General features: G+C 65.6%; 22 protein-coding genes and 2 tRNA genes. 21 read left to right on the plus strand and 3 right to left on the minus strand.

The window, feature by feature from the left end; genetic code table 11:
• Nucleotides 1–237 precede the first annotated feature (237 nt).
• Both ACP150_RS06740 and lipB read right to left on the minus strand, forming a co-directional pair.
• Nucleotides 238–777 (minus strand): class I SAM-dependent methyltransferase, encoded by a 540-nt coding sequence (locus ACP150_RS06740; protein ID WP_424965800.1) that lies wholly within the window; start codon nt 775–777, stop codon nt 238–240.
• An 83-nt stretch (nt 778–860) separates the two neighbouring features.
• Nucleotides 861–1,520 (minus strand): lipoyl(octanoyl) transferase LipB, encoded by a 660-nt coding sequence (gene lipB / locus ACP150_RS06745; protein ID WP_424965801.1) that lies wholly within the window; start codon nt 1,518–1,520, stop codon nt 861–863.
• A 159-nt stretch (nt 1,521–1,679) separates the two neighbouring features.
• Between lipB and ACP150_RS06750 the strand changes: the two genes are divergently transcribed.
• A tRNA-Leu gene (locus tag ACP150_RS06750) sits at nt 1,680–1,766 on the plus strand.
• Nucleotides 1,767–1,819: 53 nt separating this feature from the next.
• On the opposite strand, the gene ACP150_RS06755 is transcribed toward ACP150_RS06750, so the two are convergent.
• A complete protein-coding gene (locus ACP150_RS06755; RefSeq protein WP_424965802.1) occupies nt 1,820–2,899 on the minus strand; it encodes an enolase C-terminal domain-like protein in 1,080 nt (359 codons plus the stop codon).
• A 79-nt stretch (nt 2,900–2,978) separates the two neighbouring features.
• On the opposite strand from ACP150_RS06755, the gene ACP150_RS06760 reads away from it, so the two are divergent.
• From ACP150_RS06760 to ACP150_RS06855, 20 genes are all read left to right on the plus strand, one after another.
• Nucleotides 2,979–3,545: a TetR/AcrR family transcriptional regulator gene (locus tag ACP150_RS06760; protein ID WP_424965803.1), complete on the plus strand. Its 567-nt coding sequence runs from the start codon at nt 2,979–2,981 to the stop codon at nt 3,543–3,545.
• A 304-nt stretch (nt 3,546–3,849) separates the two neighbouring features.
• Complete coding sequence (locus ACP150_RS06765; protein ID WP_424965804.1) at nt 3,850–4,275, plus strand: VOC family protein; 426 nt, start codon at nt 3,850–3,852, stop codon at nt 4,273–4,275.
• Nucleotides 4,276–4,386: 111 nt separating this feature from the next.
• A complete protein-coding gene (locus tag ACP150_RS06770) occupies nt 4,387–5,391 on the plus strand; it encodes a Gfo/Idh/MocA family protein (protein ID WP_424965805.1) in 1,005 nt (334 codons plus the stop codon).
• Entirely contained in the window at nt 5,388–6,959 is a 1,572-nt protein-coding gene (locus tag ACP150_RS06775) for an acyl CoA:acetate/3-ketoacid CoA transferase (RefSeq protein WP_424965806.1), read from the plus strand. The genes ACP150_RS06770 and ACP150_RS06775 overlap by 4 nt, the downstream gene beginning before the upstream one ends.
• A complete protein-coding gene (locus tag ACP150_RS06780; RefSeq protein WP_424965807.1) occupies nt 6,956–7,723 on the plus strand; it encodes an enoyl-CoA hydratase/isomerase family protein in 768 nt (255 codons plus the stop codon). Before ACP150_RS06775 ends, ACP150_RS06780 begins: the two co-directional genes overlap by 4 nt.
• A 4-nt stretch (nt 7,724–7,727) precedes the next feature.
• A complete protein-coding gene (locus tag ACP150_RS06785; RefSeq protein WP_424965808.1) occupies nt 7,728–9,248 on the plus strand; it encodes an aldehyde dehydrogenase family protein in 1,521 nt (506 codons plus the stop codon).
• A 40-nt stretch (nt 9,249–9,288) separates the two neighbouring features.
• Nucleotides 9,289–10,545, plus strand: coding sequence for an ABC transporter substrate-binding protein (locus ACP150_RS06790; protein WP_424965809.1), 1,257 nt, complete (start codon nt 9,289–9,291; stop codon nt 10,543–10,545).
• Between the two features lie 91 nt (nt 10,546–10,636).
• Nucleotides 10,637–11,530, plus strand: a complete 894-nt coding sequence (locus tag ACP150_RS06795; RefSeq protein ID WP_424965810.1) for a carbohydrate ABC transporter permease — start codon at nt 10,637–10,639, stop codon at nt 11,528–11,530.
• Nucleotides 11,530–12,411 (plus strand): carbohydrate ABC transporter permease, encoded by an 882-nt coding sequence (locus ACP150_RS06800; protein ID WP_424965811.1) that lies wholly within the window; start codon nt 11,530–11,532, stop codon nt 12,409–12,411. Before ACP150_RS06795 ends, ACP150_RS06800 begins: the two co-directional genes overlap by 1 nt.
• Before the next feature lie 5 nt (nt 12,412–12,416).
• The gene (locus ACP150_RS06805; RefSeq protein ID WP_424965812.1) at nt 12,417–13,529 is read left to right on the plus strand and encodes an ABC transporter ATP-binding protein; all 1,113 of its coding nucleotides are present in this window, start codon (nt 12,417–12,419) and stop codon (nt 13,527–13,529) included.
• Nucleotides 13,529–15,025, plus strand: coding sequence for a GMC oxidoreductase (locus ACP150_RS06810; protein WP_424965813.1), 1,497 nt, complete (start codon nt 13,529–13,531; stop codon nt 15,023–15,025). Before ACP150_RS06805 ends, ACP150_RS06810 begins: the two co-directional genes overlap by 1 nt.
• Complete coding sequence (locus ACP150_RS06815; protein WP_424965815.1) at nt 15,022–15,780, plus strand: 3-ketoacyl-ACP reductase; 759 nt, start codon at nt 15,022–15,024, stop codon at nt 15,778–15,780. The genes ACP150_RS06810 and ACP150_RS06815 overlap by 4 nt, the downstream gene beginning before the upstream one ends.
• A gap of 9 nt (nt 15,781–15,789) precedes the next feature.
• Nucleotides 15,790–17,382: a GMC family oxidoreductase gene (locus ACP150_RS06820; RefSeq protein ID WP_424965816.1), complete on the plus strand. Its 1,593-nt coding sequence runs from the start codon at nt 15,790–15,792 to the stop codon at nt 17,380–17,382.
• Nucleotides 17,379–17,687 carry a Dabb family protein gene (locus ACP150_RS06825; protein WP_424965817.1) on the plus strand — a complete coding sequence of 103 codons (309 nt, stop codon included), beginning with the start codon at nt 17,379–17,381 and terminating at the stop codon, nt 17,685–17,687. Before ACP150_RS06820 ends, ACP150_RS06825 begins: the two co-directional genes overlap by 4 nt.
• A 9-nt stretch (nt 17,688–17,696) precedes the next feature.
• Nucleotides 17,697–18,863, plus strand: coding sequence for a dihydrodipicolinate synthase family protein (locus ACP150_RS06830; RefSeq protein WP_424965818.1), 1,167 nt, complete (start codon nt 17,697–17,699; stop codon nt 18,861–18,863).
• A gap of 7 nt (nt 18,864–18,870) precedes the next feature.
• The gene (locus ACP150_RS06835; RefSeq protein WP_424965819.1) at nt 18,871–19,881 is read left to right on the plus strand and encodes a LacI family DNA-binding transcriptional regulator; all 1,011 of its coding nucleotides are present in this window, start codon (nt 18,871–18,873) and stop codon (nt 19,879–19,881) included.
• A gap of 97 nt (nt 19,882–19,978) precedes the next feature.
• Nucleotides 19,979–20,052: transfer RNA gene (locus ACP150_RS06840), tRNA-Gly, on the plus strand.
• A 207-nt stretch (nt 20,053–20,259) separates the two neighbouring features.
• Nucleotides 20,260–22,068 (plus strand): ABC transporter transmembrane domain-containing protein, encoded by a 1,809-nt coding sequence (locus ACP150_RS06845; RefSeq protein WP_424965820.1) that lies wholly within the window; start codon nt 20,260–20,262, stop codon nt 22,066–22,068.
• A gap of 177 nt (nt 22,069–22,245) precedes the next feature.
• Nucleotides 22,246–24,144 (plus strand): acyl-CoA synthetase, encoded by a 1,899-nt coding sequence (locus ACP150_RS06850; RefSeq protein ID WP_424965821.1) that lies wholly within the window; start codon nt 22,246–22,248, stop codon nt 24,142–24,144.
• Nucleotides 24,145–24,264: 120 nt separating this feature from the next.
• The gene (locus ACP150_RS06855) at nt 24,265–24,462 is read left to right on the plus strand and encodes a hypothetical protein (RefSeq protein ID WP_424965822.1); all 198 of its coding nucleotides are present in this window, start codon (nt 24,265–24,267) and stop codon (nt 24,460–24,462) included.
• Nucleotides 24,463–24,605: the final 143 nt, after the last annotated feature.

Raw genomic sequence — 24,605 nt, forward strand, 5'->3', positions numbered from 1 at the left:
CCATGACATACAACAAAAAACGCATATGTTTTTGGCGATCTGGGCGCAAAGGTCGCATTCTATGCGTGTGCGACGCGACTTTGGTCGAGGGTGCTGGCGGTCCCGGATGCGGTGTGCTGCGAGTCAGTTGGCGCCGGAGCGCAGGACGGCAACATTTGTGATCACAAAACGCGGGTGGCATGCCACCATGCGCGAGCGCCGATATCTGGTGGCGACAGCCGGGCCGTTGTCGGGGTGCTACGCCTCCGCGGTCTCCGGGCGGGGCCACGTCACGAGGCTGACGGAATTCGGCGTAAACGACCGGGTCTTGCGCACGATGTCGAAATGCGCGCCCAGCCGCGTCGCCCACCAGCGCGCCGGGCGGACGGTGCAATGGGCGTTCTCGCCATTGGGCAGGATCTCGGCGGCTTTCACGCAGGAAATATTGAAGAAGGCATGGGGCGAGATGCTGCGGATCTCGGCCAGCACCCGGTCCACATCTTCGAGCGGGATATGCTCCATCACGTCGGTGCAGATCACCAGATCCGCTGTCACCTCCGGACGCTCCGCATGATCCGGCAGACCCGGGTCATAGCGATAGGCCTTGGCGTCAAAGATCTTGGCGAGCCAATCCACGGTCCGCGCCTGTCCGCAGCCGTAGTCGAAGATCCGGCGCGGCGGGGGCAGGAACGCCACCTGTCGCAGGATATACCCTGTCAGCAGCTCGGAGGTCTGGCCATAGACCTTGCCCGCATGGACCTTGCGGTACTCAGAGATGAGGTCTTCGGATCGCGACACGGGCAAAGCTCCTTTGGTGCAGCGGAGCCTGCACCGCGCCGGGATGTCAAGCGGCCACACCAGGATCGGCGGGCGCAGGCGGATCAACCGTCGGCGATCGGTCCGAACTGCTGCTCGAAGGTATGTCGCAAGGCGACATCCACATCATCCATGGTGACCGGCAGGCCGAGATCCACGAGGCTCGTCACGCCGTGTTCGGAGATCCCGCAGGGCACGATGCCCGAGAAATGGGAGAGATCCGGTTCCACATTGATCGACAACCCGTGAAAGCTCACCCATTTGCGCAGGCGCACGCCGATGGCGGCGACCTTGTCTTCCGGGGGCTGGCCAAGGACGGTGAGCGGCTTGTCCCGCCGCTGCACCCAGACGCCGACGCGGCCCTCGCGCCGCTCGCCCGTGACATTGAACTCGGCGAGGGTCGCGATCACCCAGGCCTCCATCTGCGAGACGAACTTGCGGACATCGCGCCCGCGCTTGCCGAGATCGAGCATGACATAGACCACCCGCTGGCCCGGGCCGTGATAGGTATATTGCCCACCGCGCTTGGCCTCGTAGACCGGAAAGCGGTCCGGATCGGTCAGATCCTCGATCTTTGCGCTGGTCCCCGCCGTGTAGAGCGGCGGATGCTCCAAGAGCCAGACCATCTCGGGCGCGCGCCCTTCGGCAATCGCGTTCACGCGGTCTTCCATGGTGGCGAGAGCGGTCTCGTAGTCCACCAGGCCGTCGCTAATGATCCAGTCCATGGGCCCCTCCAGCGGTTCTGATGCGTCGTGCCGCAATCCCCGGCGCTGAGCAAGAGAGCGTGCGGCACCACGAGGGCGAAAAATCCGCGCAGGGGGGCGTATTTCCCTCTTGGCATTGCCGAACAGTCCCGCTAAACCGCGCCTCATTCTCCAAGGCGTGCGGTCGTGGCGGAATTGGTAGACGCGCAGCGTTGAGGTCGCTGTGGGGTAACACCCGTGGAAGTTCGAGTCTTCTCGACCGCACCATTCTCCCCAAGAGACATATGATTGACGAGGCGGCACGTACAGCGCCGCTGCCATCATGCCGCGTGCCGCGTCACGGCTTTCTCATCCCACGCGATCCCCAGTCCCGGTCCCTTGGCCGTGAGGGTGCCCCGGGTAATCTCATAGGGCGCGGCCAGGATCCCTCCGGCCACATCGAGATATTCCAGCAGGTGCCGATTGGGGGTCGCGGCGAGGACATGGGCGCTCGCTTCCACGAAGATATGACTGGAAACAGGCATCGACGCGGCGTCCGCCAGAGGCGCGGCGCGCATCCAGCCGGTGACCCCACCGATCTTCATGATGTCCAGCATAGCATGGTCCGAGACCCGCGCCCCGATGGCCCGGGCGGCATCTTCGGGCAGCCACCAGTTCTCTCCAGCCTGCAGCGGCGTGCGGACCGCACTGCGCAGGGTCTGGTAGCCGGCGTAATCCTCGGCGGGCAAAGGTTCCTCGATCCAGGCGAGGTCGAACCGGTCTTCGAGTGCGCGGATCCGCCGGACCGCCTCGGGCGTGCGCAGCGATTGGTTGTAGTCCACCATCACGTCTACCTCCGGGCCCGCGATCTCGGTGATCTCGGTGAGGGCGCGGATGTCGTCACCGTCCGTTCCGTTACCGATCTTGAACTTCACGGCGCGGAACCCCTCCTGCAGCGACTGTTCCAGCAGCGCGCGGTCGCGCTGCCCGTCAAAGATCCCGTGGCTGTCATAACAGGGCAAAGGCATCGGTGCGGCGCCGAGCATCTCGGCAACACTGCGGTTGCAGGATTTGCCGAGCGCATCCCAGAACGCCATGTCGAAACCCGCCATCGCCATGGCAACAAGCCCCTGCCGCCCCAGCAGTCGGAACATCCCGGTCAACTCGGCAAAGCGCGGCAAAGGATCCACGGTCTTGCCGATCAGGCTGTCCCCGACATTCCGGATCAGGCTGCTCAGCGGGGCCAGTGCCAGCGGCGTGTAGGTGAACAGGTAGCTGCGCCCCACGACCCCCTCGCGCGTCTCGATATCGATCAAGAGCAAGGGCGCCTTCTCGATCGCCGCCACAGCGGTGGTGATGGGCCGGGGCAAAGGTGCAAGGACAGCGCGGGTTCGGATGGCGGTGATGGTGGGCGATGGCATGGGGATCTCCTGATGGCGTCTGCCGAGGGCTAGCGCGGCTGTCCTCGCGAATACATTCACTGTTGGGTATAGAAACCCCATGCCCCGCTCCTCGGCCCCTACGATCAACCGGATTTTGACGGCCGCGTTCCGGCTGTTCTTTCGGCGCGGCTACTCTCGGGTCAGCATGGATGAGATCGCGTCAGAGGCGGGCGTGACCAAGCGGACGCTCTACAACCACTTCGCGAGCAAGGATGCCCTGATCGGCGCGGTGATGGACCGGCAGGCGGATCTGACCCTCGAGACGGTCCGGGGGTGGGCCGATCCGGAGGCCGTGACGTCCCATGCCTTTCTCGACGGTCTGCTGGTGAAACTCGCGGACTGGGCGGGGGCTTCGGGATGGACCGGGTCGGGCTTCACGCGCTTGACACTGGAGCTGGGCGATCTGCCGGGCCATCCGGTTCGGGCCGCGGCGGATCGGCATAAACGCGCGGTGCAGGATTGGATCGCGGCGGAGCTTGCTGCGCGGCACCATGCGCGCCCCGCGCGCGCTGCCGAAACCTTTTGCATCCTGCTCGAGGGGGCGCTGGTGCTGACCCTGATCCACCGCGATCCGGGCTATATCATGCGCCTGCGGTCCGAAGTGCCGCGATTGACCGACGCCTGAGCCCGCTTCGGCGGGTTTGCCTAGCGCGAGAAGACCAGCTGTCTGTGTCCTTACTCCGTCAGGGGGGCGTCGCGCGCCATCTCGCTGTCAGGCCGCGCGCTGCCTGAGATCCCGCGATAAGTCCCCGGCAGCGGAGAGGGTTTCAGGCACTGCCCGGCGGTCCGCTGCACGATTGCGGTGGCAGATCAGATCTTGCTGCGCGCCGGGACGCAGGCGGGCCTGCATTGGGGTTGGGCATGGGCTGTCCTCAGCCGCCAGCGTAACAGCCCTTGCCATCGGGTCGCCATGCCGCGACATCTGTCACGTGCCGCGCAGCCGCTTGATGGAGATCCCGGACATGCTCGAAAGCTTTCACCACGTCGCCCTGATCGTCAGTGACTATGAGCGCTCCAAGCGCTTCTATACCGAGGTGCTGGGCTTGGCCGTGATTGCCGAGACCCATCGTGCGGCGCGGCACTCCTGGAAGCTGGACCTGCAGATCCCCGGGGGCGGGCAGCTTGAACTCTTTTCCTTCCCCGAGCCGCCCGCGCGTCCCAACCAGCCCGAGGCATGCGGCCTGCGGCATCTGGCGTTCCAGGTGGCGGACATGGATGCGGCCATCGCGCGCCTGACCGGCCAGAACGTGGCGGTGGAGCCTGTGCGTATCGACCCCCTGACCGCGGCGCGCTTTACGTTTTTCAAGGATCCGGACGGCCTGCCGATTGAGCTCTACGAACTCGCACAGGCCTGAATCCCCTCATCTTGGATGGTCGCGAATTTTTTGCTTGCGCAATTTGGATCGTTCCAATAGCTACGGGGCTAACGAATATGGAACGTTCCAAACTTTCGGGAGGAGGGGCAGATGAACTGGATCTTTGTCGGAGCAAGCACCATCGCCTCTCAGCACATGATCGCGGCAGTCCGGGCACAGCCCGCAGGCGCGGTAACCTGGGTCGTCAGTGGCAATGCAGACCGGGCGCAGGGCTGGGCCACGGATCACGGGATCACGCAGGCCACCGATGATCTGTCCCAGGCGCTGGCCGATCCGGAGGCTGCCTGCGTCTACATCTCTTCGACCAATGAAAAGCACCACGCGCAGGCCATGGCGGCCATCGCGGCGGGCAAGCATGTGCTTTGTGAAAAGCCCCTTGGGCTGAGCCTTGCCGAAGCGGATGAGATGGTGGCGGCGGCCCGGGATGCGGGCGTTGTCTTTGCGACCAATCATCACCTGCGCTGCTCGGGCTCCCACCGGGCCATGCGTGCGCTGATCGATGATGGTGCGGTGGGGCATGTGCTGTCCCTGCGGATTCACCACGCGGTGCATCTGCCGGAAAACCTTCAGGGATGGCGGATCAACGATGCCTCTGCCGGGGGCGGCGTGATCCCGGACATCACCGTTCATGACGCGGATGTGGCGCGCTTCCTGCTGGGCGAGGACCCGGTGGATGTGGTGGCGCAATTCGCAAGCTCTGGCATGGGGCAGGGGGTCGAGGACAGCTGCATGTCCGTCTGGACCATGCCCTCGGGCGCCATGGTGATGTCCCATGAAAGCTTCACCCATCCCTTCGCCGGCAGCGGGCTCGAGATCCACGGCACCGAGGGCTCGATCTTTGCCCGCGATGTCATGACCCAGATGCCCATGGGGACGATCACCCTGCGCACGGCAAGCGGGACGCGCGAGGTGCCCTATTCCGACCACTCGCTCTATGTGCAAGGGGTTGCGGATTTCTATGCCGCCGTGGCGGGGCGCGGCGCTCCGGCCGCCAACGGGTCGGACGGGATCAAATCGCTCGCCGTGGCATTGGCCGTCCGCGCCGCCGCTCAGAGCGGCCAGAAGGTCACCGTCGCGTACGGAGAGGTCGCATGAGCAAGGTCCTTCCCGCCGCCGACGCCGTGGCCCGGATCCCCGATGGGGCCGTGATCTCGGTCTCCTCCTCCTCGACGCTGGGCTGCCCGGATGCGGTGCTCGCAGCCATCGGAGCCCGGTTCGACGCCGAGGGGCACCCGCGCGGGGTCACCTCGCTGCATCCGATTGCGGCCGGCGATGTCTATGGCGTCAAGGGGATGGACCATCTGGCCAAGGACGGGCTGCTGCGCCGCGTGCTCGCGGGGTCCTACCCCTCGGGGCCGTCCAGCGTCGAGATGCCCGAAATCTGGAAGATGATCGTCGAGGATCGGGTCGCCGCCTATAACGTGCCCTCGGGCATCATGTTCGACATGCATCGCGAAGCTGCCGCCCATCGCCCCGGCGTGCTGACCAAGGTCGGGCTGGAGACCTTCGTGGACCCCAACCTCCAAGGCTGCGCGATGAACGAGACCGGTGCGGCGACCCCGATTGTCGACCGGGTGGAGTTCGCCGGCGAGACCTGGCTGCACTTTCCCAATATCGTGCCGAATGTCGCCGTGATCCGTGCGACCACGGCCGATGAGCGGGGCAATCTCACCTATGAACACGAAGGCGCCTATCTCGGCGGGCTCGAGCAGGCGATCTGCGTGCGCAACAATGGCGGCATTGTCATCGCGCAGGTCAAGCGCGTCACGGCCAATGGCAGCCTGCGCCCCCATGATGTGCGCGTGCCCGGGCATCTGGTGGATTGCATCGTGGTCGATCCGGACCAGAAGCAGACCACCGAGACTGGCTATGACCCGGCCATCTCGGGCGAGATCATGCGCCCCTGGGACAGTTTCAGCCGCGCCGAGCATGGGGTCGAGAAGGTCATCGCCCGCCGCGCCGCGCAGGAGCTGCGCCGGGGCATGACCGCCAATCTCGGCTTCGGGATCAGCGCCATGGTTCCGCGTGTTCTCTTGGAAGAGGGGCATCCGGACGCGGTCACCTGGGCCATCGAACAGGGCGCTGTCGGGGGCGTGCCGCTGACAGGCTTCGCCTTTGGCTGCGCGTCGAATGCCGATGCCTTCATGCCCTCGCCGCAGCAGTTCATCTACTTCCAGGGCGCCGGGTTCGACATGTCGTTCCTCTCCTTTCTCGAGGTCGATGTGGAGGGCAATGTGAATGTCTCGAAGCTGGGCAAGAAACCCTATCTGACGGCGGGCTGCGGCGGCTTTGTCGACATTACGGCGCGGGCCCGGAACATCGTCTTCTCCGGCTGGTTCGAGGCCGGGGCGAAGATCAACCTGACTGATGACGGGATCGAGATCGCCGCGCCCGGACGCTTCACCAAGATGGTGGATGAGGTCGAGCATGTGACCTTCTCGGGCCGCCGCGCGCGCGAGCAGGGGCAGAACGTGCTCTATGTCACCGAGCGCTGCGTGATCCAGCTGACCGGGAATGGGCTGCTCGCGACCGAGATCATGCCGGGGATCGACCCGCAGGAGCATATCGTCGGAGCCTCCGGAGGCCGGGTGCAGGTGGCCGAGAACGCCAAGCTCATGCCGAAATCCCTGCTGGCCGATGCGCCCATGGGGCTGGTCCTATGACGGGTGTCAGCTGCACCACAACCGACGCGACGGCCGTGCTGACGCTGGAAAACGGCGCGAAACTCAATGCGCTCACCACGGGCATGCTGCAAGATCTGGCCGCCCATCTCGACGCGCTGGAACGGCAGCCCGACATTCGCGCGGTGATCCTGACCGGAGAGGGGCCGAAGGCGTTCTGCTGCGGGGCCGATATCGCGGAATGGGGTGCGCTCGGCCCGGCGGAGTTCGCCCGCCACTGGGTGCGCGACGGGCACCGGGTCTTTGACCGGCTGGCAAGGCTCAGCAAGCCGGTGATCGGTGCGCTTAACGGGCATGCCTTTGGCGGCGGGCTGGAGCTTGCGGCCTGCTGCGATATCCGGGTGATGACCCCGCGCGCGACGCTGGCCCTGCCCGAGGCGAAGGTCGGGATCGTGCCCGGCTGGTCCGGGACCCAACGCCTGACCCGGCTCTTGCCGGAGCCGGTGGTCAAGGAAATGGCGCTGTTCGGGCGGCGTATCCCGGCACCCCGCACCGAGGCGCTGGGCTTTGCCGCCGCGATTGCCGAGGACGTGCTGGCCGCCGCGCATGAGGTCGCCGCAGCGCTGTCCGATGTCTCGCCCCGGGCCAATGAGCTGGCCAAGGCGATGATCCACGGAGCCGTGGGCGAGGACCGCGCCGCCGCCATCGAGGCGCTGGGCAGTGCCGCCGCGGGTGCCAGTGCCGACCGGGACGAGGGCGTCGCGGCCTTCCTTGAAAAACGCTCCCCCCAATTTGACGGGCTCTGAACGCATGAACGACATGACCATCAACACTGCCATCGCCTATGACCTGCCGCCGGTTTTCACCGGACGGCACCTGATCGACGGGGCCTGGGTCGACAGCGCGGCGCAGTTTGACCGGCGCGCGCCCTCCCATGACCGGGTGGTGAGCCGCTCGGCTCTGGGGGGTGTGGCCGAAACCGAGGCGGCGATTGCGGCCGCGCGCCGGGCGTTCGAGGCCGGAAGCTGGAGCCGGATCTCCGGCAAGGCGCGGGCCGAGGTTCTGTTGCGCGTGGCCGATCTGATCGAGGCCAATGTGGACCGGATCGCGGTGCAGGAAACGCTCGAAAGCGGCAAGCCGATCTCTCAGGCGCGGGGTGAGGTTGGGGGCGCGGCTGATCTGTGGCGCTACGCTGCCTCGCTCGCCCGCAGCAGCCATGGCGACAGCCACAACACGCTGGGCGAGGACATGCTGGGTGTGGTTCTGAAAGAGCCCATCGGGGTGGTCTCGATCATCACCCCCTGGAACTTCCCGTTCTGGATCCTCAGCCAGAAGCTGCCCTTCGCCCTCGCGGCGGGCTGCACGGTCGTGGTCAAGCCGTCCGAGATGACACCCTCATCGACGGTGATGATGGGCGAGTTGCTGATCGAGGCGGGCCTGCCCGCAGGGGTCTGCAACATCGTGCTGGGTCATGGCGATCCGGTGGGCAGCCTGATGTCCTCCCACGCGGATGTGGACATGGTGACCTTCACCGGCTCCACGGCCGTGGGCAAGCTGATCACCCAGGCGGCCTCGGGCACGCTGAAGAAAGTCGCGCTGGAGCTTGGCGGCAAGAACCCGCAGGTGATCTGCCCGGATGCGGATCTCGACAGTGCGGCCGATGCCGTGACCTTCGGGGTCTATTTCAATGTCGGCCAGTGCTGCAATTCCTCCAGCCGGATCATTGTGCATGAGGATATCGCCGAGGCCTTCGTCGCCCGGGTCGTGGCGCTGTCGCGACAGGTGCGGTTCGGCGACCCGCTGGATCCCACGACGCAGGTCGGTGCCATCGTCACCGCCGAGCACAATGCCAAGATCGACGGCTATGTCCGCGATGCACGCAATGCGGGAGCCACGATTGCACTCGGCGGTGCAGCCCTGCGGGTCGAGGGGCTGGGCCCGCAGTTCTACCAGCCCACGGTGGTCACCGGTGTGACGCCGGATATGGCCATCGCCCGCGAGGAGGTGTTCGGCCCGGTCCTGACTGTGCTGACCTATCGAACGCTGGATGAGGCGATCGCGCTGGTCAATGACAGCGAGTATGGCCTCTCCGCCGGGATCTGGAGCGAGAATATCCATACCTGCCTTGAGTTTGCGCGGCGCGCCGAGGCTGGCACGGTCTGGACCAATACCTGGATGGATGGCTTCCCCGAGCTGGCCTTCGGGGGCGTCAAACAATCTGGTCAAGGCCGCGAGATTGGTCATTATGGCTTTGAGGAATTTCTCGAGGTGAAATCGGTGGTGATGCGCATCGGGCGCAGCCGAGCACCTTGGGTCACAACACACGCATAAAGCGTGGGCATAACCAGAATGCAAAATGGGAGGATACCAAATGCGTTCGATCAAGAAGACCAGCACGGCTGTTGCGCTTGTCCTGATGATGAGTGGGGGCGCCGCCTCTGCGCAGGACGGAGGCGTCGAGGTGTTGCACTGGTGGACCTCGGGCGGTGAAGCGGCGGCACTGAACGTCCTGAAGGGCGATCTCGAGGGACAGGGCATCGGCTGGACCGACATGCCGGTCGCGGGCGGCGGCGGCGAGCAGGCGATGACCGTGCTGCGCGCCCGGGTCACCGCGGGCAACGCGCCCACCGCCGTGCAGGGCCTCGGCTTTGACATCGTGGACTGGGCCAAGCAGGGCTCGCTTGCGGATCTGAACACCGTGGCCGCCAAGGAAGGCTGGGACGATGTGGTGCCCGCCGCGCTGCAGGAGTTCGCCAAGATCGACGGCAAATGGGTCTCGGCCCCGGTGAATGTGCATTCCACCAACTGGGTCTGGGCCAACAAGGCCGTGCTCGACGCCAATGGCATCGCGGTTCCCACCACGTGGGAAGAGTTCACCGCCGCGCTCGAGACCCTGAAGGCGGCAGGCATCACGCCCATCGCCCATGGGGGTCAGGCCTGGCAGGACGCGACCGTCTTTGACGCCGTGGCCATGTCGGTACTCGGTCCGGACGGCTATCAGGCGGCCTTCATCGATCTCGACGAGGATGTGCTCGGCGGCGCCAAGATGCAGGAAGCCTTCGAGCGGATGGACGTGATCCGCGCCAATGTGGATGACAACTTCTCGGGCCGCGACTGGAACCTGGCCACGGCCATGGTCATCAATGGCGAAGCGGGCTTCCAGATGATGGGCGACTGGGCCAAGGGCGAGTTCCTGAACGCGGGCAAGGTGCCGGATCAGGACTTCCTGTGCTTCCGTTTCCCGGGCACGGCCGAGCAGGTCACGTTCAATGCCGACCAGTTCATGATGTTCGATCAGGGCGGTCAGGTCTCTGACGAGCAGGCCGCGCTGGCCTCGGCGATCCTGTCGCCGTCCTTCCAGTCGGCCTTCAACGTGGTCAAGGGCTCGGTCCCGGCGCGCACGGATGTCTCGGACGAGGCGTTTGACGCCTGCGGCAAGAAGGGGATGGCCGATCTCGCCGCCGCGGCGGCTTCGGGCAACCTCTTTGGCTCCATGGCCCATGGCCACGCGGCACCGGCCTCGGTGAAAAACGCGGTCTATGACGTGGTGACGGCGCATTTCAATGGCGAGTTCGACAGCGAAGAAGCTGTGGCGGAACTCGTGGACGCCGTGTCGATCGCGAAGTGATCCTCCCCGGTGGGGCGGCCCGACGGGCCGCTCCATCCCTGTGCCGTCCTGGCGGCACCAATCCCGACAACCTGACCCGAGGGGGAGTGTGATGGCCGTACACGCCAACGCAGATTTCAAGACGCGACTACAGGTATGGTTGCCCAAGCTGATCCTGTCGCCGTCCTTGGCGATGATCCTGGTCTTTGTCTACGGGTTCATCCTGTTTTCGGTCTACCTTTCCTTCACCGACAGCCGCCTGCTGCCCTCCTATGGCTGGGTCGGCTGGGAGAACTACTCCAAGCTCTGGCGTCTGAGCCACTGGGAGATTTCCCTCAAGAATATGGGGGTCTTCGCGGCGCTCTATATCGGGATCTGCACCTGTCTCGGGCTGGGGCTCGCGATCTTTCTCGACCAGAAGATCCGCGCCGAGGGGATGCTGCGAACGATCTATCTCTACCCCATGGCGCTGAGCTTCATCGTGACGGGGACGGCGTGGAAATGGTTCCTCGATCCCGGGATCGGGCTTGAGAATGTCATGCACACCTGGGGGTGGGAGACGTTCAAGTTCGACTGGATCAAGAACCGCGACTTCGCGATCTACACGGTCGTGCTCGCGGCGGTCTGGCAGACCAGCGGCTTTGTCATGGCGATGTTCCTCGCCGGGCTGCGCGGGATCGATAACGAGATCCTCAAGGCGGCACAGATGGACGGGGCCTCGAACTGGAACCTCTATCGCCGGATCATCATCCCGCAATTGCGCCCCGCGTTCCTGTCGGCCTTCGTGATCCTGAGCCATCTGGCGATCAAGACCTTTGATCTGGTCATCGCGCTCACGGGGGGCGGGCCGGGGCGGGCGACCGAGCTGCCGGCCACCTTCATGTATTCCTACACATTCACGCGGAACCAGATGGGCATCGGCGCGGCCTCGGCGGTCATCATGCTGATGACGATCGCCGCGATCATGATCCCCTATCTCTATGCCGAATTGCGGGAGAAGAAGTGATGTCTGTCGCAAGCCAAGATACCGCCATCCGGACCGGGCGCGTCATGCGCACCCTGATCTACGTTGTGCTGCTGCTCTTTGCGCTGTTCTACCTGCTGCCGCTTTACGTGATGCTGGTGAACTCGGTGAAGCCGCTCGACGAGATCACCGGCGGCGGAATGATGAACCTGCCGCAGGTCTTCACCCTGGAGCCCTGGGCCAAGGCCTGGTCCTCGGCGCAGATCGGCGTCGATCCCACGGGGCTGTCGCCCTATTTCTGGAACTCGATCAAGATGGTCGTCCCGGCGGTGATCGTCTCGACCATCCTCGGCGCACTCAACGGCTATGTCCTGACGAAATGGCGGTTCCGGGGGGATACCATCCTGTTTGGGTTGATGCTCTTTGCCTGCTTCATCCCCTTCCAGATCGTGCTGATCCCCATGGCGCGGATGCTCGGCCTGATGGGGCTGGCGGGCACGACCTGGGGTCTGGCGCTGGTGCATGTGGTCTACGGGATCGGGTTCACAACGCTCTATTTCCGCAACTATTACGCGGTCTTCCCGACCGAACTGGTGCGCGCGGCCCAGATCGACGGGGCCGGGTTCTTCCAGATCTTCTGGCGGATCCTGTTGCCGTCTTCCGGGCCCATCGCGGTGGTCTCGATCATCTGGCAGTTCACCAATATCTGGAACGACTTTCTGTTCGGAGCATCATTTGCCGATGCCAATTCGCAACCGATGACGGTCGCGCTCAACAATCTCGTGCAGTCCTCGACCGGCGTGAAGGAATACAACGTCCACTTCGCCGGAGCGATCCTCGCCGCCCTCCCAACCCTGCTCGTCTACATCGTCGCGGGCCGCTACTTCGTGCGCGGTCTGATGGCGGGCTCCGTGAAAGGATAACCGTTATGGGCTTTCTCGATATCGACAATACCACAAAGTCCTATGGCGCCGTCGAGGTCCTGCACAAGGTCGACATCTCAGTGGAAGAGGGCGAGTTCCTCGTCCTCGTCGGCCCGTCGGGCTGTGGGAAATCCACCCTGCTGAACATGATCGCGGGGCTGGAGGAAATCTCCAGCGGCGAGATCCGGATCAAGGACGCGGTGATGAACGGCGTCCACCCGTCCAAGCGCAATATCGCGATGGTGTTCCAGTCCTACGCGCTTTATCCGAACATGACCGTGGGCAAGAACATCACCTTCGGGCTCGAGATGCATGGCGTGCCCAAGGCGGAGCGCGACAAGGCCATGACCGATGTGGCCAAGCTTCTGCAGATCGAGCAGCTTCTGGACCGCAAGCCCGGTGCCCTCTCGGGCGGGCAACGGCAGCGGGTGGCCATGGGGCGCGCGCTGGTGCGGAACCCGGATGTGTTCCTCTTTGACGAGCCGCTCTCGAACCTCGATGCGAAGCTGCGCGTAGATATGCGCACCGAGATCAAGAAGCTCCACCAGAAGCTCGGCACCACGATCGTCTATGTGACCCATGACCAGATCGAGGCGATGACCCTCTCGACCCGGATCGCGGTGATGAATGGCGGCTATGTCCAACAGCTTGGCACCCCGCAGGAGATCTACGACACGCCCGCGAATATCTTTGTCGCGACCTTCATGGGCTCGCCGGCCATGAATGTGGTCCCGGCCAGGGTCGCGCTGGAGAATGGCAGGCCCGTGGCGCAGGTCGCGCTCCATGACGGGAGCCATTGCGCGCTGCCTTTCAGCCAGGACAACATGGCAGCCTGGGCGGGCAAGGAGATCCTGCTCGGGATCCGGCCCGAGACGATCACCGACGAGGATGCGGCGGATCGCAAATCGTCGAATATCGCACAGCTGACCAACCGGATCGTGGTGACGGAGCCTGCGGGGTCGGACACCTTTGTGTCCATGAACCTCGGCGGGCGGGACGTGATCGCCCGGATGCGGTCCGATGCCGAGGTGGCGCCGGGGATCGATTTCACCTTTGCGGTGAACATGGAAAAGGCGGTGGCCTTTGACCCCGAAACCGAGAGCCGCATTGCGCCCTGATGCAACCTGATGTGGTCATCATCGGCTCGGGCATGGGCGGCGCGACCCTTGCGGCGGCGCTGGCGCCGTCCGGGCGGCGGATCTTGATCCTGGAGCGGGGGGAGCGGTTGCGGCCCTCGCCTCGGGACCGGGATGCCGAGGCGATTTTCGGCACGGGGTATTTCCGCCCGGACGAAAGCTGGCTCGACGGGCAGGATCGCGCCTTCAACCCGGGCAATTTCTACTATGTGGGCGGGAACTCGAAGTTCTACGGCGCGGCGCTGATCCGCTACCGGGCTGAGGATTTCGAGGCGCGCGCCCATCCCGGGGGATCGACCCCCGGATGGCCGCTCGTCTACGGCGATCTGGAACCCGACTATCAGGCCGCCGAGGAGATGTACCGCGTCCGCGGCGCCCTCGGGCAGGATCCGACCGAGCCGCCCCATTCCGGGACCTATCCCCACGGGCCCGTGCCCGACGAGCCCGAGATCGTGGATCTGCGCGCGCGGCTGCAGCGCGTGGGCCTGACCCCCGCCAGCCTGCCGCTGGGCGTGGATCTGGACACGTGGCGCGGGGCCGGGGACACCACCTGGGATGGCTATCCCGACACCTGCGGCGGCAAGATGGATGCGGAAAGCTGCGGGCTCGCGCAGGCGCTGGCCCATCCGAATGTGGAGCTGCGAACCGGCTGCCGGGTGACGCGTCTGGAGGCAGGCGCCGGGGGGCGGATCACAGCGGTGCAGTATGAGGCTGACGGGAAAGCCGAGACGCTGCGGCCTCGGATTGTCGGGCTCGCCTGTGGGGCGGTGCAGAGCGCGGCGCTTCTTCTGGCTTCGGCCGATGAAGCCCGTCCGACCGGTCTTGCCAATCGCTCGGATCAGGTGGGGCGCAACTTCATGAACCACAACTGCTCGGCTGTGCTGGCCCTGCATCCCCTGCGCCGCAACCGCGCGATCTATCAGAAGACGCTCATGGTCAACGACTATTATAACGGCGATGGGGCGGGGGGGCTGCCCCTCGGCAATATCCAGCTTCTGGGCAAGATCACCGGGCCGATCCTCGCCGCCAATTCAAAGCTGCCGGGCTGGCTCGCGCAAGCCGTCGCGGCGCGCAGCGTCGACCTTTATGCGATGTCCGAGGATCTGCCCAATCCCGACAGCCGTGTGACCCTGAAAGACGGGCAGATCCGGCTCGATTGGCAGCGCTCGAATTGGGAGGCCCATCTGCAGCTGGTCGCGACCCTCAAGGCCAAGCTGCGCGCGGCGGGCTTTCCGATCGTGCTGTCCCAGCCTTTCGACCGGCGCACCCCGTCGCACCAATGCGGCACGGCGCGGATGGGGGCGGATCCGGCCACCAGCGTTGTGGATGTGTTCTGCCGCAGCCACGACCACGGGAACCTTTTCATCACCGATGCGTCGGTCCTGCCGACCTCGGCGGCGGTGAACCCGGCCCTGACCATTGCCGCGCTGGCGCTGCGGGCCGGGCGTCACATCACCGAGACGGAGCTTGCGGCATGACCGGCGTCGCCCTGATCACCGGCGGGCAGCAAGGCATCGGCCTCGCCATCGCAACCGAGCTCGCGGCGGCGGGGTTCAAGATCGCCATCGCCTCGCTGCCCGCGCCCGACGCGGCCCCGGTGGCGGCGGCCCTCGCTGCGCTGGGCCAAGACGCGCGGTACTATCAGCACGACATCCGCGACATAGCGGCGGTGCCCGGGCTACTGGCGCGCATCGAGGCGGATCTCGGTCCGGTCACCACGCTGGTCAACAATGCCGGGATGGGCGCGCCCGCCCGTGGCGATATGCTGGAGATGGCGCCCGAGAGTTTCGATCAGGTGATGGCGGTCAATCTGCGCGGCGGCTTCTTCCTGACCCAGGAGGTTGCCCGCCGGATGTGCGCCCTGCCGCAGGCGCCCTATCGCGCGATCATCTTCATCACCTCGGTGAGTGCCGCCATGGCCTCGGTCGAACGGGCGGAATACTGCGTCTCCAAGGCGGGGGCCTCGATGGCGAGTACGCTCTTTGCCCTGCGTCTCGCGCCCGAGGGGATCGGGGTGTTCGAGCTGCGCCCGGGCATCATCGCCACCGAGATGACCGTCGGGGCGCGGGACAGCTACACCCCCCGGATCGAGAACGGGCTCGTCCCCGCCAGACGCTGGGGAGAGCCCGAGGATATCGGCCGGGTCGTCCTGCCGTTGGTCACCGGCCAGATGCCCTTTGCCACCGGCGCGGTCATTCCCGTCGATGGCGGGCTCTCCATCGCCAGATTGTGAGGCTTGAAAATGGCTGAAGGATACGACTTCATCGTGATCGGTGGCGGCTCGGCGGGCTCGGTTCTGGCCGCGCGGCTGAGCGAGATCCCCGAGGCCTCGGTGCTGCTGCTGGAGGCCGGGGGCGGTGATCGCCATCCGTTTTTCCACCTGCCGGCCGGGTTTGCGAAGATGACCAAGGGCATCGGCTCCTGGGGCTGGTCGACCACGCCGCAAGGGGCGATGCAGGACCGGGTGTTCACCTATACGCAGGCCAAGGTGATCGGCGGCGGCTCGGCCATCAACGCGCAGATCTACACGCGCGGCTCGGCGCAGGATTACGACGAGTGGCGGCAAATGGGCTGCGACGGCTGGAGCTATGCCGAGGTCCTGCCTTACTTCAAGAAATCCGAAGACAACGATACCTATTCGGGGGAGTTTCACGGGCAGGGCGGCCCGCTGGGCGTATCCATGCCCGCAGCCCCCCTGCCGATCTGCGATGCGTTCATCGCGGCGGCTGGCGAGGTCGGGATCCCCAAGACCACAGATGTGAACGGGGCCAAGCCCGAGGGCGCCGGGTATTACCAGCTCACCCAACGCAACGCCCGGCGGTCTTCGGCGGCCATGGCCTTTCTCGGCCCGGCCAAGGGGCGGCCCAACCTGACGATCCGGATGCAGTCGCAGGTCCGCCGGATCACCGTCGCAAACGGGCGTGCCACGGGGGTGGAGATGGCCGATGGCAGCCGGATCACCGCCGATCGCGAGGTCATCCTGTCCTCGGGGGCGATCGGCTCTCCGAGGCTGCTGCAGCTGTCGGGGATCGGTCCGGCCGAGGATCTGCGCGGCCTCGGGATCGAGGTGGTCTGCGACCAGCCCGGTGTCGGTGCGAACCTGCAGGATCATCTGGATCTCTACGCGATTTGCGAGGTCACCGGCCCGCACACCTATGACCGCTTTGCCAAGCTGCATCTGTCAGCGCTGGCGGGGCTGCAATACCTGTTCACCCGCAAGGGGCCGGTGGCCTCCAGCCTGTTTGAGACGGGCGGGTTCTGGTACGCGGATGAAAACGCGCGCTCGCCGGATATCCAGATGCATCTGGGCCTGGGCACCGGGATCGAGGCGGGGGTCGAGGCGATGCCCAACGGCGGTGTCACGCTGAACGCCTGTCATTTGCGGCCCCGTTCGCGCGGGACGGTCCGGCTGCAAAGCGACAATCCCGCCGACATGCCGCTGATCAATCCGAATTACCTGTCGGACCCTTATGATCGCGAGATGTCGATCCGGGGCCTCAAGCTGGTGCAGGAGATCCTTGCCCAAGACGCCTTGAAGCCCTTCATCCTCGCCGAACGGTTGCCCGGGCCGGGCGTGCGCACGGATGCGGAGTATTTCGATTTCATCTGCGCCCATTCCAAGACCTCGCACCATTGCGCGGGCACCTGCCGGATGGGCAGCGATGCCGAGGCCGTGCTCGACCCGCGGCTGCGCTTCAGCGGGATCGACGGGCTGCGCGTGGCCGATGCCTCGGTCATGCCGCGCGTCAATTCCTCCAACACCAATGCACCAACGATCATGATCGGCGAGAAAGCTGCCGATATGATCAAGCAAGATCAGGGGTTTCTGCAATGATCCGACATATCGTCCTTACCAAGTTCAAGCCCGGCACCCCGGAGGCGAAGATCGCCGAGATCTATGGTGGCCTCGCCGCCTTGACCGAGCAGCTGCCAGGGGCCCGAGGGTTTACCGGTGGACGCTCGGAAAGCCCCGAGCAGATCGAGCGCGGCTTTATGCATGGCTTCGTCATCGATTTCGACAGCTGGGAGGCGCTGCAGGCCTATGCCGAGAACCCCGACCATCAGGCGCTGGGCGGGCAGTTGGTCGAGAACGCCGTGGGCGGGATCGACGGGCTCTGCGTGCTTGATCTCGATGTGTGAGGCGCGCCGATGCTGACCCTGCCAACTGCCGAGGGCGGGCTTGCGCCCTACAGGATGCGGGCCACGCCGCTGGTGGCGCGCGCGCCCCGCGTGCCCCTGACGCGCACCGCCTTTGCCGCCGCCCATGTGGTCAGTGACCCGCTGCGTGAGCGCAACCCGTGGGACGGCCGTCCCGCCGTGGACTGGGAGGCGACCTTGCGGTTCCGCACGGGCCTCTGGGATCAGGGGCTCAGGTTGGCCGAGGCCATGGATACGGCCCAGCGGGGCATGGGGGTGGACTGGTTGACGGCGAAGGAGCTGATCGAGCGAACCATGGTCGCAGCCAAGGCGCATCCGCTACGTCCACGCGTGGCCTGCGGGGCCGGGACCGATCACAAGGATATGGCCGATCTCGGCAGCCCCGAGGCGATCCTCGCAGCCTATCAGGAGCAGGCCGAGGCGATCGAGGCGGCAGGCGGGCAGCTGATCCTGATGGCGTCCCGCGCCTTCCCGGCCATGGGGGCGACGCCCGACGACTATCACAAGGTCTACCGCGCGTTGATCGATGGCGCGCAGGCGCCGGTCGTGCTCCACTGGCTGGGCGAGATGTTCGATCCGGCCCTGACCGGCTATTGGGGTCACACGGGTCTGGAGGCGGCCAATTGCTTTGTCCTCGACCTGATCGCCGAGAACCCGGGGCAGGTGGACGGGATCAAGATCTCCCTCCTCGATCAGGCCCATGAGGAGGCGTTCCGGGCCCGTCTGCCCGAGGGCGTGCGGCTCTATACCGGGGATGATTTCAACTATGCGGACCTGATCGCCGGGGATGGGGCGCATTACAGCCACGCGTTGCTCGGGATCTTCGCGGCCATCGCCCCCGCCGCCAGTCAGGCGCTGGAGGCTTTGGCCGAGGGCGACACGGACCGCTATCACGCGCTCTTTGCGCCGACGGTGCACCTGAGCCGCGAGATCTTCAGGGCGCCGACCCGGTTCTACAAGGCCGGGATCGCCTTTCTGGCCTGGCTGAACGGGTCGCAGAGCCACTTCATCATGCCCGCAGGATTTCAGTCCAGCCGCGACATCACCCATTATGCACAGGTCTTTCGGCTGGCCGATCAGGCCGATCTGCTGTTACAGCCAGATATGGCCGAGGCGCGGATGAAGACCCTGCTGGCCACCCACGGGATCGACCACTGAGGAGCATATGGCCCGCCGACCGACCATCCTGGATGTTGCCAAGCAGGCCGGCGTGTCGAAATCCACGGTCAGCCTCGTCCTGCAGGGCAGCAACACGGTCAAGGACAGCACCCGGGCCCGGGTGCGCGAAGCCATGGGCGAGATCGGCTATGTCTATAACCGCTCGGCGGCGACGCTGCGCTCGGCCTCTTCGGGGCTGATCGGGCTGGTCATCAACGATCTGCGCAACCCGTTCTTCACCGAGTTCGCGGCCTCGCTGCAGATGCAGCTGGCGGATGCGGGCTATGCCACGGTGATTGCCAACACCGATGAGGACCCGGCCCTGCAGATCCGGATGATTGCCTCGCTGGTCGAGCATGGTGTCTCGGGGCTGATCCTGTCCCCGGCCTATGGCCAGCATGCCGAGACCCTCGCGGCGCTACAGGCTGCGGGCACGCCGACGATCCAGGTTCTGCGGCAGCTCGAAGGCTCCTGCGCCGAGGTCCCCTTCATCGCGCCGGATTTTCAGCGTGGCAGCGCGCTCGCAACCCGTCACCTGATCGAGGCCGGGTGCCGCAACATCGCCTTTCTCGGCGGGCTGGAAGGGCGGCCCGTCACCCAAGAACGCATGAGCGGCTATCTGGAGGTTCTGGACGCGCATGGCCGCGACCCGATCATCCTGACCGGGCAGGCGACGCGGGCCTTCGGCAAGTCCGTCGCGCGCGATCTGCGGGATCGTCAGCCGCAGGTCGACGGGGTGTTGTGCTTCAACGATCTGGTGGCGCTGGGGGTGCTTGCGGGCTGCGCCGAACATGGCCCCCGGGTGGGGCGCGAGCTGCGGGTGATCGGGATCGACGATATCGAGGATTGCCGCGACAGCTTTCCGGCGCTGACCTCGGTCAGCTGCAACATCCCCGAGCTCGCCCGGACCACCGCCCAGAGCGCCCTGTCCTGGATCAAGACCGGCATCGCACCGGCGCCGGTCACCCGGATGCCCGTGGCGCTGGTGCGCCGCGCCTCGAGCGGGCAGGGCGACTGACGCAGGCCACCCGGGCGCCTGCGCCTATGGTGCTACATCTTGCGCACCCGCAAGTGCTTGACCGCGCAAATCCGATGACATACGACCTTCATGCTACGCGGGCGTTGTGTAGTGGTAAGACCTTAGCCTTCCAAGCTAATGACGCGGGTTCGATTCCCGCCGCCCGCTCCAAGCACCCCGGCCGGACGGGCCGTCTCTGAGCGGAGGCAGCCACACGGCCGAGACCTGAGACTGCTGGCGGAGCCGGGACAGGAGCCCCGATCTGCCGGTGCGGCGGATCCGCCCCTCGGGCAGGCTGTCGTTTGAGTGACCTTCGGGGGACATGCAGCGGGGCGTGGGGCCGCGCACGTGCTCCGCACAGTGTGAGAGCTGCCGCCGATGGCCAGACAACCCGCGCCGAGCGCGCCCAATACCGCTTCCGAAGAGCGCGCGAAATCCAAGAATATCAGTGCGCTGAAGACGCTGTTTCCCTTCATCATGCCCTATCGCAGCCTGTTGACGGCGGCGGGCGTGGCGTTGGTGCTGACGGCGTTTCTGTCGCTGCTGCTGCCCATGGCGGTGCGTCGCGTGGTCGATGGGTTCGATGCGCGGGACACGGCACTCCTCGATCAGTATTTCGGCGCGGCCATCGCCGTGGCGGCCCTGCTCGCGATCGGCACCGGCCTGCGCTACTACCTCGTGACCCGGCTGGGCGAGCGTGTGGTGGCCGATATTCGCAAGGCTGTCTTCGACCGCACCCTCGGGATGAGCCCGGCCTTTTTCGAGAAGGTCATGACCGGCGAAGTGCTCAGCCGTCTGACCACGGACACCACGCTGATCCTGTCGGTAATCTCATCGTCCGTGTCGGTGGCGCTGCGGAACTTCCTGATCCTGCTCGGGGGCATGGTGCTGATGCTGCTGACCTCCAGCAAGCTGACGATGCTGGTGCTGTTGCTGGTGCCCATGGTGCTGGTCCCCATCGTCGTGCTGGGCCGCAAGCTGCGCAAGCTGAGCCGCGCGAACCAGGACTGGATCGCGGCGAGCTCGGGCAATGCCTCCGAGGCGCTTTTGTCGGTGCAGACCGTGCAGGCCTTCACTCATGTGCAGGAGAGCCGCGCCGAGTTCGACCGGATGACCGAGGCGTCCTTCGACAGTGCCAAGCGCCGCATCGGTGTGCGCTCGCTGATGACAGTAATCGTGATCTTCCTGATCTTCACCGGCATTGTCGGCGTGCTCTGGATGGGCGCGCGGGACGTGCGCGACGAGCTGATGACGCCCGGGGGTCTGGTGCAATTCGTGATCTATGCGGTGATGGTGGCGGGCTCGGTCGGTGCGCTCTCCGAGATCTGGAGCGAGCTGCAGCGCGCGGCAGGCGCGACCGAGCGTCTGGTCGAGCTCTTGACCATGAAGGACAGTGTCGAGGACCCCGCCGATCCCAAGCCGCTGCCCAGCGAATGCGTCGGCCATATCCAGTTCGAAGGGGTGAGCTTCAGATACCCGGCCCGGCCGGATACGCCCGTGCTTGACGGGATCGACATCGATATCCAACCGGGCGAGACCGTGGCCCTCGTGGGCCCCTCTGGCGCGGGCAAATCGACGATCCTGCAACTGCTGCTGCGCTTCTTCGATCCGTCCGAAGGCACGGTGAAGCTTGACGGGATCGACCTGCGCGAGACCGAGCGGGACGCCTTCCGTCGCAAGATGGCCTTCGTGCCGCAGGATGCGGTGATCTTTGCCGCCAGCGCGCGGGACAATATCCGCTTTGGCCGTCCCGGGGCCAGCGACGCCGAGGTGGAGGCCGCTGCCAAGGCCGCTGCGGCGGATGAGTTCCTGACCCGACTGCCCGAAGGCTATGACAGCTATGTGGGCGAGCGCGGCGTGATGCTGTCGGGTGGGCAGAAACAGCGCATCGCGCTGGCCCGGGCGATCCTGCGGGATGCGCCGGTGCTGCTGCTCGATGAGGCGACTTCAGCGCTCGACGCTGAATCCGAACTGGCCGTCCAGCGCGCGGTGGAACAGCTGTCCGAAGGCCGCACGACCCTGATCGTGGCCCACCGTCTGGCCACGGTGAAGAAGGCCGACCGTATCCTCGTCTTCGAAGAGGGCCGGATCGTGGCCGAGGGCACCCATGACGCGCTGGTGGCGCAGGGCGGGCTCTATGCCCGGCTCGCGCGGCTGCAATTCACGGCCGGGCTCGCCGCGGAATAGCCCCCGTTTCCGGCCCATTGGGCCCGTTGACGTCGCGGCGCGCGCGGTTCGACGTAACGTTGCCAAGTTGCGCGGTGGGTTGCGTCACTCTGTCATTTGCGTATCTCTGGATCCCGGATCAGCGCCCGGTTGCGGGCAGAAAACAGGCTGACAGGGAAAAACAGGGGGGAAGGCGCGATGGGAGTTTCCATTTCGACGCTTGCAGACAAGGCCGATCTGGAGGCCGCACATCCGTGGGACACCGCGCAGCCCGCGCAGACCATCTATGAGCTGCTGACCAAGACCAAGAACGCCCATGGCGACCGCAAGGCGGTGACCTTCACGCTCACCTCGGACCCCAAGGATGCGGGCGAAACCCTGACCTGGCGCGAGCTGCACGGCAAGGCGACCCAGGCGGCGAACCTGTTCCGCGCGCTGGGCGTGGGTGAGAATGACGTGGTCGCCTATGTGCTGCCCAACACCTCCGAGACGGTCTGGGCCTATCTCGGCGGATCCGTGGCCGGGGTGGTCAATCCGATCAATCCCCTGCTCGAAGCCGAGCAGATTGGGGCCATCCTGAACGAGACCAAGGCCAAGGTCGTCGTGACCCTGAAATCCTTCCTCAAGACCGATGTCGCCCAGAAGACCGCCGAGGCCGTCGCCATGGCGCCGGGCGTGACCCATGTGCTCGAGATCGATCTCTTGCGCTATCTCAGCCCGCCCAAGAGCTGGATCGCCGGGCTGCTCCGGCCCAAGAACCCGGTCTCGCACCGGGCGACGGTGCTGAACTTCAACACCGAGATCGCCCGCCAGCCCGCTGATGGTCTGACCTTCCCGGACAGTTTCGAGGACCGGGTGGCGGCCTATTTCCACACCGGTGGCACCACCGGCATGCCGAAGGTGGCGCAGCACACCTATTCGGGGATGCTCTATAATGGCTGGCTCGGCTCCGAGCTGCTCTTTACCCATGACGACACGCTGATCTGCCCGCTGCCGCTGTTTCACGTCTTTGCCTGCTATCCGGTTCTGATGTCCGTGCTCACCTCGGGCGGCCATGTGGTCTTCCCCACGCCCCAGGGCTATCGCGGCGAGGGTGTGTTCGACAATTTCTGGAAGCTGATCGAGCGTTGGGACGTGACCTTCATGATCACCGTGCCCACGGCGCTCTCGGCGCTGATGCAGCGCCCGGTGGATGCGAATGTCTCGTCCCTGCGGATCGCGATCTCGGGCTCGGCGCCGCTGCCGCTGGAGCTTTATACAAGGTTCCAGAAAGCCACGGGCGTGAACATTGCCGAGGGCTACGGGCTGACCGAGGCGACCTGCCTTGTCTCCTGCAACCCGATCGATGGCGTGCAGAAGGTTGGCTCCGTGGGCATTCCGCTGCCCCATACGGATGTGCGGATCCTCCATTGCGAGGAGGATGGCAGCATCACCTATGAATGCAGCACCGATGAGGTGGGCGAGATCTGCATCGCCAATCCGGGCGTCAATGACGGCTCGACCTATACGGAGGCAGGCAAGAATCTCGGGCTCTATGCAGATAAGGTCTACCTGCGGACAGGGGATCTGGGCCGGATCGATGACGAGGGCTATCTCTGGATCACCGGGCGGGCGAAGGACCTGATCATCCGGTCGGGCCACAATATCGATCCCGCGGTGATCGAAGAGGCGCTGATGGCGCATCCGGCCGTGGCCATGGCCGGGGCGATCGGCCAGCCGGATTCCTACGCGGGCGAGTTGCCCGTGGCCTATGTGGAACTGGTGGGCGGAGCCGAGGCGACCTCGGAGGAGCTTATGGCCCATGCCGCCGGGATCGTGACCGAGCGTGCCGCCCATCCCAAGCGGATCGAGGTTCTGGAGGAGTTGCCCAAGACCGCGGTGGGCAAGGTGTTCAAGCCCGATCTGCGCAAGCGCGCCATCCGTCTGGTCTATGACAAGGCCCTGAGCGAGGCGGGCCATGCCGCCGAGGTGGCCGAGGTGGTCGAGGACAAGAAACGCGGTCTGGTCGCGCGGCTGCGCAAGACCGGTGACGTGGATGCCGAGGCGCTGGGCCATACGCTGGGCAACTTCACCCGGCCATGGGAATGGGTCGACTGACGGATCAGAACAATTGAAGGCGTTTCGGCGGTCCCGAGGTGCCTTCCGTAAACCTTCGTTAAGACTCTGGTAAGATTCGCTAAGCTACCCTTCATCTGTACCAACCCGATGGAGGACTGCATGATCTACGCGCTCATAGGAACGGTTTTCGGCGTTCTGAGCGCAGGCATGTCCCTTGTCCTCGGCGCCCCGCTTTTCGTTGCCCTGCTGATCTATGCCGGAACGGGCGCGGCCTGTCTCGGCGGTGGCTTCGCAGTGGCAGCCTTCTGCCTCTGGCGCAACGGCTCCGATGACCGGGAGCTTCCGCTTCAGGGCTGAGCTGTTTCGCTCTGCCCGGGTCGCCGCGCCCCCCTGCATGAGCCCTCTCCGCCCGGACTGTCCCTGTCCGCCCGAGCCTCCTTGGTCGGCCTGATCGACTGAGCTTTCCCCGACCTGCCGGATCCGTGCCAGTCCGACCTAGC

It is taken from the genome of Dinoroseobacter sp. S375, from assembly GCF_049800775.1.
GTDB lineage: Bacteria > Pseudomonadota > Alphaproteobacteria > Rhodobacterales > Rhodobacteraceae > Dinoroseobacter.